The following is an 11,100-nucleotide window of genomic DNA, read 5'->3' as shown; positions in this document are numbered from 1 at the left end:
GCCAGATGGCTATGCCGCTCCGCCAGTCCGTCCGGGTCGGGACCTATCTCTTTGAACAGAAAGTGCTGCGGAAGCGGGAGAAGTTTCCGCTGATTGTCGAGCTGGAGCCGCTCTTCGCATGCAATCTGAAGTGCGAGGGCTGCGGGAAGATCCAGCACCCGGCCGGAGTGCTCAAGCAGCGGATGCCGGTGGCGCAGGCGGTGGGAGCGGTGCTGGAATCCGGCGCCCCGATGGTCTCCATCGCCGGCGGCGAGCCCCTGATGCACCCTCAGATCGACGAGATCGTACGGCAGTTGGTGGCGCGCCGGAAATATGTCTTCCTGTGCACCAATGCGCTGCTGCTGCGTAAGAAGATGGACATGTTCCAGCCCTCGCGGTACTTCGCCTTCGCGGTGCACATCGACGGGATGCGCGAACGGCACGATGAGTCCGTCGCGAAGGAAGGCGTTTTCGACGAGGCGGTCGAAGCGATCAAGGAGGCCAAGCGGCGCGGCTTCCGGGTCACCACGAACTCCACCTTCTTCAACACCGACACCCCGCAGACCGTCATCGAGGTACTGAACTTCCTCAATGACGAGCTCCAGGTCGACGAGATGATGCTGTCGCCCGCCTACGCCTACGAGAAGGCCCCCGACCAGGAGCACTTCCTGGGCGTGGAGCAGACCCGGGAGCTGTTCCGGAAAGCCTTCTCGGGCGGCAACCGGCGGCGCTGGCGGCTCAACCACAGCCCGCTCTTCCTGGACTTCCTGGAGGGCAAGGCCGACTTCCCGTGCACCGCCTGGGCGATCCCCAACTACTCCCTCTTCGGCTGGCAGCGTCCCTGCTACCTGATGAGCGACGGCTATGTCCCCACGTACCGGGAGCTCATCGAGGAGACCGACTGGGGCAAGTACGGCCGCGGCAAGGATCCGCGGTGCGCCAACTGCATGGCGCACTGCGGCTATGAGCCCACCGCCGTACTGGCGACCATGAGCTCCCTCAAGGAGTCCCTCCGGGCCGCCAAGGAGACCGTCGCGGGAAACCGCGGGTGAGGTGGTGAGGGGCGAGCAGGTGACGCCGGCGCCCGCCGGTGTCACCGGCCTGCCCGGCACCCCCGACGTCACCATCAGCCGAATCACTGGAGGGGGACCGCCCATGACGCTGCTGGAGCAGATCCGCTCACCACGCGACCTGAAGGCACTGCCGCCCGCCCGGCTGAAGGAACTCGCCATGGAGGCACGGCAGTTCCTGGTGCAGGCGGTCGCTCGCACCGGCGGGCACCTGGGGCCCAACCTGGGGGTGGTCGAGCTGACCATCGCCCTGCACCGGGTGTTCGACTCGCCCACCGACCGGATCCTCTGGGACACCGGCCACCAGTCCTACGTCCACAAGCTTGTGACGGGATGCCAGGACTTCTCCCGCCTGCGCGCCAAGGGCGGGCTGTCCGGCTACCCCGCACGCGCCGAGTCCGCGCACGACGTCATCGAGAACAGCCATGCCTCGACGGTGCTGGGCTGGGCCGACGGGCTGGCCAAGGCGCGCCGGCTGCGCGGTACCGACGAGCACGTGGTGGCGGTCGTCGGTGACGGCGCGCTGACCGGCGGCATGTCCTGGGAGGCGCTCAACAACATCGCCGCCGCCAAGGACCGCCCGCTGATCATCGTCGTCAACGACAACGAGCGGTCCTACGCGCCCACCATCGGCGGCCTGGCCAACCACCTCGCCACCCTGCGCACCACCGACGGCTACGAGCGCTTCCTGGCCTGGGGCAAGGACGTCCTCCAGCGCACCCCGGTCGTCGGGCAGCCGCTGTACGGATCGCTGCACGGTGCCAAGAAGGGCTTCAAGGACTTCATCGCACCGCAGGGCATGTTCGAGGACCTGGGGCTGAAGTACCTCGGCCCGATCGACGGCCATGACATCGCGGCCGTCGAGTCCGCACTGCGCCGGGCCGCGGGTTTCCACGGTCCGGTGCTGGTGCACTGCCTGACCGAGAAGGGCCGCGGCTGCCGGCCGGCCCTGGAGGACGAGGCGGACCGCTTCCACACCGTCGGGGTGCTGGACCCGCTGACCTGCGCGCCCGCCGCACAGGCCGGCGCGCCGTCCTGGACGTCCGTCTTCGGCGACGAGATGGTCCGGATCGGCGCCGAGCGGGAGGACGTCGTCGTCCTCACGGCGGCCATGCTCCAGCCGCTCGGGCTGGAGCGGTTCGCCGCTGCGTACCCGGACCGGATCTGGGATGTGGGGATCGCCGAGCAGCACGCCGCGGTATCGGCCGCGGGGCTGGCCACCGGCGGGCTGCATCCGGTCTTCGCCGTCTACGCCACCTTCCTCAACCGGGCCTTCGACCAGGTCCTGATGGATGTCGCGCTGCACCGGTGCGGCGTGACCTTCGTCCTGGACCGGGCCGGAATCACCGGCACCGACGGCGCCTCGCACAACGGCATGTGGGACATGTCGCTGCTGAGCGTCGTACCGGGACTGCGGATCGCCGCACCGCGCGATGCCGGCCAACTCCGTGCCCAGCTGCGGGAATCCCTGGACGTGCACGACGCGCCGACCGTGCTGCGCTACCCCAAGGAGACAGTGGGCGAGCCGATTCCGGCCCTCGCGCGGACCGGTGGTACGGACGTGCTGCGGCAGGCGGAGCGGCCGGATGTGCTGCTGGTCGCGGTCGGGGTGATGGCGCGGGTGTGCCTGCGGGCCGCCGAGCTGCTGGCGGAGCGCGGAGTGGAGGCCACCGTCGTCGATCCCCGCTGGGTCAAGCCGGTTGACCCGGCGATCGTCCAACTGGCGGCGATGCACCGCCTGGTGGCCGTCGTCGAGGACAACTGCCGTACCGGCGGGGTCGGCTGGATGGTGGGCCAGGCGCTGCGGGACGCCGAAGTAGATGTGCCGCTGCGTACCTTCGGCATCCCCGAGCAGTTCCTGCCGCATGCCGAACGCGGTGAGCTGCTGGCCGATCTGGGCCTCACCCCGGCAGGGATCGCCGACCGGATCGGCGGCGCGCTGGCCGCCCGTGAGGAGGACGCCTCGTGACCGGATTCGATCTCCGGAAGCTGCTCGCCGAACGGGGCGCCGAGCGTTACGACCTGCACGCCCGGTATCTCAACCACCAGCTGCCGCGGATGCTGCACACCATCGGCTTCGACAAGGTCTACGAGCGGGCCGAGGGCGCCTACTTCTGGGACGCCGACGGCCAGGACCACCTCGATATGCTCGCCGGATTCGGGGTGATGGGCCTCGGCCGGCACCACCCCGTCGTCCGGCAGGCCCTGCACGACGTCCTCGATGCCCAGCTGGCCGATCTCACCCGCTTCGACTGCCAGCCGCTGCCCGGTCTGCTCGCCGAGAAGCTGCTCGGCCACGCACCCCACCTCGACCGGGTCTTCTTCGGCAACAGCGGTACCGAGGCCGTCGAGACCGCCCTGAAGTTCGCCCGCTACGCCACCGGAAAGCCCCGCATCCTGTACTGCGCCCACGCCTTCCACGGGCTGACCACCGGCTCGCTCTCGGTCAACGGCGAGGACGGCTTCCGGGACGGCTTCGCGCCGCTGCTGCCGGACACCGCCGTCGGGATGGGCGATCTGGCCGCGCTGGAACGGGAGTTGCGGCGCGGCGATGTGGCGGGCTTCATCGTCGAGCCGATCCAGGGCAAGGGCGTACACCCCACGCCGCCCGGATTCCTGCGGACCGCACAGGAGTTGCTGCACCGGCACAAGGCCCTGTTGATCGCCGACGAGGTGCAGACCGGGCTCGGCCGCACCGGTGACTTCTTCGCCTACCAGCACGAGGAGGGGGTGGCGCCGGACCTGGTGTGTGTCGCCAAGGCGCTGTCCGGCGGCTATGTCCCGGTCGGTGCGACCCTCGGCAAGGACTGGATCTTCAAGAAGGTCTACTCGTCCATGGACCGGGTACTGGTGCACTCCGCCAGCTTCGGCGCCAACGCCCAGGCGATGGCGGCGGGCCTCGCGGTGCTCTCGGTGATGGAGGACGAGGGGATCGTCGCCAGGGTCCGGCACACCGGCGACCTGCTGCGCGGCAAGCTTGCGGCGCTCATCGACAGCTACGAGCTGCTGCACGACGTCCGGGGGCGCGGGCTGATGGTCGGCATCGAGTTCGGCCGCCCCAAGTCGCTCGGCCTGCGCAGCCGTTGGGCGATGCTGCAAGCGGCGCGCAAGGGTCTGTTCGCGCAGATGGTGGTGGTCCCGCTGCTCCAGCGCCACCGCATCCTGACCCAGGTCTCCGGCGATCACCTGGAGGTCATCAAGCTGATCCCACCGCTGATCATCGGTGAACGGGAAGTGGACCGGTTCGTTGCGGCGTTCACGGCCGTCATGGACGACGCGCACAGCGGCGGCGGTCTGATGTGGGACTTCGGGCGGACGCTGGTCAAGCAGGCGGTCGCCAACCGCTGACAGCGCGTGTGGGGGAGGGGACGGTCGCCGGGGCGACGGCGCGGCCGGCAACGACATGACGGCCCGCTGGTCGCCGTACGGGGCGAGGCGGCAACGGCCTGGACGTCCATCTGCTGTGCGGCGGGCCTGAGTTGACGGGTAGTCAGGAGCCGGCGAAGGCGTGGCGGGGAGGACGGCCGGAGGCTATCCGGCCGTCCCCGGAGCGGAGCGAGTGCGACCTTCGGTGCGCCGGGCCTCAAGGCGGATGCGATGGCCGCGGGAGCGCCGATGGCTCCGCCGTACCGGGCGCAGCGGATCTCGGTCGCCCACGACCGGCCGTTCGGCTTTCTCGCCGTGCACCGGAAGTCGGGGCCGGTACTCGCGGCGGGGTGGGTCGGCGGGCCGTGACCCACCCGGGCCGGGGTCAGTCCTCCAGCAACTGCTCGCGCAGCCGCTCGCGGGTGGCGGGGGCCAGCTTGAGGCCGTCGGAGAGGTAGGACTCGGTCGAGCCCCAGGTCTCCTCGATCGCGGCGAAGGCGGCCGAGAGATAGTCGGCGTCCGCCCCGAACAGCGGCGAGAGCAGGTCCATGACCTCGGGGGACATCCCCACGGAGGAGCTGTCCGAGCGGCGGATCTTGTAGCGGCGGCTGGGGTCGTTGGACTTGAGGTAGTCCGCCTCGATGGCGTCCCGCTCCACACCGACGGCGAGCAGGGTGACCGCGATGGACAGGCCCGCACGGTCCTTGCCGGCCGCGCAGTGCATCAGCGCCGGGACGCTGTCCTCGGCGAGGGCGTGCAGCACCCGGCTGTGGTCCTCGGTGCGGGTGGTGATGATCTCGCGGTAGGTGTGGGCCATACGGGCCGCGGCCTTCCCGTCGCCGAGCGCGCCCCGCAGCTGGCCGAGCTCGCCGTCCCGCACCATCGTCCAGAACTCCGCGCCGTCGGCCGGGTCGGTGAGCGGGATGTTGACGTTCCGCACACCGGGGAGCGCGACGTCCGGGCCTTCCAGCTTGATGTCCGAGGCATTGCGGAAGTCGAAAACGGTGTGCAGCCCGAGCCCGGTGAGGAATGCGGCGTCCTCTTCGGTGGCGTGCGCCAGATGACCGCTGCGATAGAGCCTGCCGTGCCGGATACGACGCCCGTCCACGGTCGGCAGTCCGCCCACGTCACGGAAGTTGCGGACCTCCGCGAGCTCGGGCTGGGCCTGGGGGACCTGCGGCGTCTGCTGCGTCACGGGCGCTCCTTGTGGTCGGCCGCCGACGCTGCTCGTCGACGAAGCGTAACTGCTTCGACGATACGACATTGATGCAATAGGCAATCGGAGGCCAATGCTCCGGTGGCGGCGGGCATCATCGCCGATATGGCGCGCAGAGTGAGCACTGCATGCTCGATTCTTATTCCAACTTGAATGGAAATTGACCTGGTGGCATTAATCACCTCGCGTCAACCCCTGGTTACGGTGGCGTAAGTCACTTCGGAAGGTGAAGTATGTCCTGACGTGGCAGACGATTCGAAGAACAACAGCAACGGCGCGAAAAGCGCCATCGGGTCGTACGCAGCCGTCGGGGACAGCTTCACCGAGGGGGTCGGGGATCCCGGCCGTGACGGGGCGTACATCGGTTGGGCGGACCGCCTTGCGGTCCTGCTTTCTGACCAGCGGGACGAGGGGGACTTCCGCTACGCGAACCTCGCCGTCCGGGGGCGGCTGCTCGACCAGATCGTCGAGGAGCAGGTGCCCCGGGCCAAGCAGCTCGCCCCCGAGCTGGTCACGTTCTGTGCCGGCGGAAACGACATCCTGCGGCCGGGCTCGGATCCGGACGCGGTGGCCGAGCGCTATGAAGCGGCGGTCGCCGATCTGCGCGAGTCGGTCGGGGCGGTGCTGCTGTGCACCGGTTTCGACACCCGTGGGGTGCCGGTCCTCAAGCATCTGCGCGGCAAGATCGCCACGTACACCGCCCATGTGCGGGCCATCGCCGACCGGCACGACTGCCCGGTGCTCGACCTGTGGTCGCTGAAGTCCGTGCAGGACCGGCGGGCGTGGAGCGACGACCGGCTGCACCTGTCCGCCGACGGCCACACCCGGGTGGCGCTGCGCGCCGCGCAGGTGCTGGGGCTGACGGTGCCGGCCGACCCGGACCAGCCGTGGCCTCCGGAGGCGGAGCGGTCGGCCGCCGAGGCGCGGCGGGACAACATCCACTGGGCGCGCGAGCACCTCGTGCCGTGGATCGGCCGCCGGCTGCGCGGTGAGTCCTCCGGCGACCACGTCGAACCCAAGCGGCCCGACCTGCTGCCGCTGTAGCACCACCGCCGTACGAGAAGGCGCTCCCGTACGAGAAGGCCCCGATGTCCGCCCTGACGGCGGCGCGGGGCCTCAGTGCGTGGCGTCGCGGTAGGGCAGGTCCGCCCAGACGACCTGGCCCCGGCCGCCGTCGTCGGGCCGGGTGCCCCAGCTGTCGGACAGCGCACCGACCAGGAACAGGCCGCGTCCGCCCTCTTGGTCGAGGCTGCCCGGCTGGGCGTGCGGCGCGGCGGCCCCGGGGCCGCCCTCGTCGGTGATCTCTATCCGTATGTGCGCGCCGACGACGGTCACTTCGCAGCCGACCTTCTCGCTGTCGGTGTGCCGCACCGCGTTGGTGAACAACTCGGTGACCACCAACTCCACGTCGTCGCGGACCTGTTCAGCCGCACCCCACTCACGCAGCAGCGTGCTGACGCGCCTGCGCGCCTCGGGCACGGACGTACATCGCGCCGGCAAGTGGAACGCGTCCTGTGGGCTCTGGGCGAGGAAACCGCCGCATCGCCCTAACGAGGGAGCGTTTTTGTAGGAAGCCACGACATAACTATGTGCGATGTTGGTCACCGTTGGCAAGGATCACTCTGTAATTTGCAGAATTGAAAGTGCAGTCTGTTCGAGCTGATGACGGCATGACACACTGCTGAACACTGAAGCTGGTTGGAGGGGATCGGACGTGGCGGACCCACGGTCTGCGGGTGCACCGACCGTCCTGCGGGTGGTGCTCGGCAAGCGACTACAGGATCTGCGGGAGAAGGCGGGGCTCTCCTTCGAGCAGGCCGCCGCGGCACTGGATGTGACCCATGCCACGATAAGGCGGATGGAGAAGGCCGAGGTCGGCCTCAAACTCCCCTACGTCGAAAAGCTGCTGGCGACCTACGGCGTCACCGACGAAGAGGAGATAGAGGGCTTCCTCTCCCTCGCCCGCGAGGCCAACCGACCCGGCTGGTGGCACCGCTTCCGCGACGTACTCCCCGAGTGGTTCAGCGCGTTCGTCAGCCTGGAGAGCGAAGCCAACCTCATCCGCTCCTACCAACCGCACTACGTCCCCGGGCTGTTGCAGACCGAGGACTACGCCGCCGCCGTGCTGCGTGCCGGCATGCCGCACGCCGCCCCCGCCGACGTCGACCGGATCGTCGCGCTGCGCATGGAGCGGCAGGCACTGCTGACCCGCGACAACGCGCCGATGCTCTGGTCGGTCATGGACGAGACCGTGCTGCGGAGGCCCATCGGCGGTCCCAAGGTGATGCACGATCAGATCACCCGGCTGATGGAGGCCACCGAGCTGCCCAACGTGCGGCTCCAGGTGATGCCGTTCGCCGCGGGCCCGCACCCCGCCATGTACGGGCCGTTCCACATCTTCCGCTTCCCGATCCCGGAGCTTCCGGACATCGCGTATGCGGAAAGCCTCGTCGGAGCCGTGTACTTCGACCAGCGCAACGACGTCTCGCAGTACCTGGAGGCCCTGGACCGGATGTGTGCGCAGGCCGCGCCGGCACACACCACCGAGGCCATTCTGGGTGGCTTTCGCAAGGAGATCTGAACCCCCCATGGATCGCATACGTATCTACAACGGCATGCCCGCCAACGAACTCGGCACAGAGGGCTGGCACAAGCCGTGGAGTGGCGGAAACGGCGGTGAGTGCCTGGAGGCCATGCGCCTGCGGGACGGCCGGGTAGCCCTGCGCCAGTCCACCGACCCGGACGGTCCCGCACTGATCTACACGCATCGCGAGATGGTCAGTTTCATCGAGGGTGCGAAGGCCGGCCACGCCGACTTCCTGCTCTCCGCCGCGCCGTGCACGGCGCACTGAGGGAGGACGCCGTGAGCGACCAGCACAGCACTCCGGAGGCGGCCGGGTCCGGCGTACCGGAGATCGGTCCGTACCCCCCTGGGCCCGAGCATCTGGGCTTCTCGGCCGAGGAGATCGACACCAGCCGTCCGCATCCGGCCCGGATGTACGACTACTTCCTGGGCGGCTGGGACAACTACGAGGTCGACCGGGTGGCCGCCGACCGGGTCATCGAGGTGCACCCGCAGGTGCGCGACAGCGTCCGCGCCAACCACGCGTTCGTCCAGCGTGCGGTCCGCGCGGTGGTCGCGTCCGGCATCCGGCAGTTCGTCGAGATCGGCACCGGCATCCCCACCTCGCCCAACGCCCATGAGGTGGCCCGGGAGACCGCACCCGACACCCGGGTGGTGTACGTGGAGAGCGATCCGATCGTCGCCACCCACGCCCGGGCCCGGCTCGCCACCACCCCGCAGACAGGATTCGTGCTGGGCGACATCCGCGACGGCAAGGCGCTGCTCGACCACCCGGTGGTCCGCGAACTGATCGACTTCGAGAGGCCGGTGGGACTGCTGATCGGCGGCGTGATGGACTTCGTCGCGGACGAGGAGAACCCGGCCGGCCTGATCGCCCGGCTCGCCGAAGCCTTGCCGGCCGGCAGCCACCTGGTGCTCTCGCACGGGACCCACGAGCCCTACGAGGGATACCCACAGGGCCGCACCGACGAGGTGGCGCGGTCGAACGTGGAGGACGTCTACAAGAGCGCCGCCAGTCCGCTCGTGCTGCGAACGAAGGCCCAGATCGCCGCGCTCCTCGGGCCGTTCGCCCTGCTGGAGCCGGGCGTCGTACGGGTACCGCTCTGGCGGCCGGACGGTCCGGTGCCCACTCCGCAAGAGCTCAACAACACCATTTTCTACGGTGTGGTGGGGCGCAAGGACTGAACGGACCCGTCCGGCGCCGGCGCCCCTGCCGGGATCCCCGCGGCGGGGAACCGCCCCGCCGCGGGGATCCGCTCCGGTACGCCGCCCGCGAAGACGTCGTACAGCGGCAGCGTCTCCACGTGGACGCAGCCGATGGGGCAGTCGCAGGCGGCCAGTGGGCAGGGGCGCGGGCGCAGCGCGCCGCGGAAGCCGCCGTCGTAGGGATTGCCCGGCTCGGCGCGGGCGAAGTGGCAGCGCCGGACCGTGCCAGCGGGCCACCCAGCGTGCACATCGGCAGCGGACCGGCGGCCCGCTGCCGCCCTGCGCGCCTGGCGCGGGTGGCGCATCGACCTCGCCGACGACGAGCCGGTGGTGAGGGGCGAGGTGGTCGACTCCACGCCCCAACCGGACGACACCCGTCGCCCGTACCGGCTGCGGGTGCCGCCGTGGACGCGTACGGCGCGCGAGGGTGTCGCCTGGACTTCGAACCGGGGGAGGAGAGTTATGCGCCGGTAGCGGAGACCTGGGCGTCGGCCGCGGCCGGCACGGATGGCGGGGGAGAAGGGGAGAGCACGGCGCGCAGCGCGGCCCGCCCGACGAGGGCGTTATGAGTGCCCTCCGCGGTGCAGGCGTAGGCGCCCGCGACCGCGCCCAGGCGGGCGCACTCCTCCAGGTCCCGGCCCCTGCGCCTGCCGTAGAGGAAGCCGCAGGTGAAGGCGTCGCCGGCGCCGTTGCTGTCCACGACGGGGCCGGGCGGGACCGCGGCGGGCACCAGGCGCGGGGTGCGGTCCTCGGGCGTGAGGAGGTAGGCGCCGCCCGCGCCGGCCGTGGCGATCACCGCCTCGGCGCGGCCGTCGCGGAGGATCTCCCGCATGACGGAGCTGATGCGTTCGCCGGCGCCGACCGTGCTGAGGAAGACCAGGTCCGAGCGGAGCGCGAAGTCGCGGTGATGCTCGGTCAGGCCGTCCCAGTCGTGCAGGTCCGTGGAGACGGGAAGGCCCAGGGCCTCGATGTCGTCGTACAGAAAGCGGGCGAAGTGGGTGATGGAGAGATGGACGTGCCGGGTGCGGCGCAGCAGGGGGAGGTAGTGCTCCGGCGGCATCCGCAGATCGAGCGGGTCGCGGGCGTCGTAGAAGGACATCCGGCGGCCGTCGGGGGAGACGAGATTGACGGCCCGCCGGGTCCCGTGCGGGGAGATCAGCGGATGGAAGTCGACACCGCTGCCGGCGAGGCGCTCCCGGACCAGGGTGCCTGGATGGTCGTCGCCGAGGAAATCGACGAATCCGGTGGTGAGCCCCAGCGTCGCGCAGCCGAGCGCGACACCTGTGCCCGTGTGCCCCGCGTCCTCGCGGATGGCCGGCACTCCGTGGGTGTCGGCGGGCGGTACGGGCAGCGCGTCGACCCGCACGGTGGTGTCCACGCCCGATCCGCCGACGACGAGGACGTCATATGGCTCAGATTCCTGCTCGAAAGTCACAAGCGTCCCTGAATCCCTTGCTGAAGAGATGAATCCCGTTGCTGGTGGGAGCGGCTGCGGGCGCGGCGCGCCCGCTGTCGGGAGTGTAGACGCAGAGTCGTCTCATATCGGGATGTTAGGGACTGGCGTGACCCGCGGGAGGGAAGCGTGCGCGCGAAACCGGTGGGGAGGCGCGGCGGCCGGAGGCGAGCGGGTGACGGGGCGTGGCCGACGGTGTGGGAGCGGCGGCGCGGGGCCGGAGCAT

11 protein-coding genes and 1 pseudogene are annotated in these 11,100 nt (G+C 70.2%); 8 read left to right on the top strand and 4 right to left on the bottom strand.

The genetic code is table 11. The annotated features are described in order from the left end of the window. Positions 1-5: 5 nt before the first annotated feature. The 3 genes from hpnH (at position 6) to IEZ17_RS06835 (ending at position 4,397) form a co-directional block, all read left to right on the top strand. Positions 6-1,031, top strand: coding sequence for an adenosyl-hopene transferase HpnH (hpnH, locus tag IEZ17_RS06845; RefSeq protein ID WP_189297430.1), 1,026 nt, complete (start codon positions 6-8; stop codon positions 1,029-1,031). A gap of 103 nt (positions 1,032-1,134) precedes the next feature. After that, on the top strand, positions 1,135-3,018 hold the full coding sequence (gene dxs, locus IEZ17_RS06840; RefSeq protein WP_189297677.1) for a 1-deoxy-D-xylulose-5-phosphate synthase: 1,884 nt from the start codon (positions 1,135-1,137) through the stop codon (positions 3,016-3,018). Further along, entirely contained in the window at positions 3,015-4,397 is a 1,383-nt protein-coding gene (locus IEZ17_RS06835; RefSeq protein ID WP_189297428.1) for an aspartate aminotransferase family protein, read from the top strand. The genes dxs and IEZ17_RS06835 overlap by 4 nt, the downstream gene beginning before the upstream one ends. 403 nt (positions 4,398-4,800) lie before the next feature. Here IEZ17_RS06835 and IEZ17_RS06830 read toward each other — a convergent pair whose 3' ends face one another. Beyond that, on the bottom strand, positions 4,801-5,610 hold the full coding sequence (locus tag IEZ17_RS06830) for a tyrosine-protein phosphatase (protein ID WP_189297426.1): 810 nt from the start codon (positions 5,608-5,610) through the stop codon (positions 4,801-4,803). Between the two features lie 264 nt (positions 5,611-5,874). On the opposite strand from IEZ17_RS06830, the gene IEZ17_RS06825 reads away from it, so the two are divergent. Continuing rightward, positions 5,875-6,675 carry an SGNH/GDSL hydrolase family protein gene (locus IEZ17_RS06825; protein ID WP_189297424.1) on the top strand — a complete coding sequence of 267 codons (801 nt, stop codon included), beginning with the start codon at positions 5,875-5,877 and terminating at the stop codon, positions 6,673-6,675. 72 nt (positions 6,676-6,747) lie between these two features. On the opposite strand, the gene IEZ17_RS06820 is transcribed toward IEZ17_RS06825, so the two are convergent. Further along, positions 6,748-7,131 (bottom strand): ATP-binding protein, encoded by a 384-nt coding sequence (locus tag IEZ17_RS06820; RefSeq protein ID WP_189297675.1) that lies wholly within the window; start codon positions 7,129-7,131, stop codon positions 6,748-6,750. A gap of 214 nt (positions 7,132-7,345) precedes the next feature. Between IEZ17_RS06820 and IEZ17_RS06815 the strand changes: the two genes are divergently transcribed. The 3 genes from IEZ17_RS06815 to IEZ17_RS06805 are packed head-to-tail and all read left to right on the top strand — an operon-like array spanning position 7,346 to position 9,400. Then, positions 7,346-8,212: a Sco1979 family transcriptional regulator gene (locus tag IEZ17_RS06815; RefSeq protein WP_189297422.1), complete on the top strand. Its 867-nt coding sequence runs from the start codon at positions 7,346-7,348 to the stop codon at positions 8,210-8,212. A gap of 7 nt (positions 8,213-8,219) precedes the next feature. After that, complete coding sequence (locus tag IEZ17_RS06810; RefSeq protein ID WP_189297420.1) at positions 8,220-8,483, top strand: DUF397 domain-containing protein; 264 nt, start codon at positions 8,220-8,222, stop codon at positions 8,481-8,483. A gap of 11 nt (positions 8,484-8,494) precedes the next feature. Next, complete coding sequence (locus IEZ17_RS06805; RefSeq protein ID WP_189297418.1) at positions 8,495-9,400, top strand: SAM-dependent methyltransferase; 906 nt, start codon at positions 8,495-8,497, stop codon at positions 9,398-9,400. Here the strand turns inward: IEZ17_RS06805 and IEZ17_RS06800 are convergent. Beyond that, positions 9,373-9,777 (bottom strand): hypothetical protein, encoded by a 405-nt coding sequence (locus IEZ17_RS06800; protein ID WP_373299748.1) that lies wholly within the window; start codon positions 9,775-9,777, stop codon positions 9,373-9,375. The genes IEZ17_RS06805 and IEZ17_RS06800 overlap by 28 nt on opposite strands. On the opposite strand from IEZ17_RS06800, the pseudogene IEZ17_RS42060 reads away from it, so the two are divergent. Continuing rightward, positions 9,719-9,903 (top strand): annotated as a pseudogene (locus IEZ17_RS42060) (DUF6745 domain-containing protein); the annotation flags it as partial. The gene IEZ17_RS06800 and the pseudogene IEZ17_RS42060 sit on opposite strands and share 59 nt — an antisense overlap. On the opposite strand, the gene IEZ17_RS06795 reads toward IEZ17_RS42060, so the two are convergent. Continuing rightward, positions 9,882-10,799, bottom strand: a complete 918-nt coding sequence (locus tag IEZ17_RS06795) for a carbohydrate kinase family protein (RefSeq protein ID WP_229851967.1) — start codon at positions 10,797-10,799, stop codon at positions 9,882-9,884. The pseudogene IEZ17_RS42060 and the gene IEZ17_RS06795 sit on opposite strands and share 22 nt — an antisense overlap. Positions 10,800-11,100: the final 301 nt, after the last annotated feature.

This window comes from Streptomyces albospinus, assembly GCF_014648695.1.
Classification (GTDB): domain Bacteria; phylum Actinomycetota; class Actinomycetes; order Streptomycetales; family Streptomycetaceae; genus Streptomyces; species Streptomyces albospinus.
This window is presented reverse-complemented; position numbering and strand designations above follow the sequence as displayed.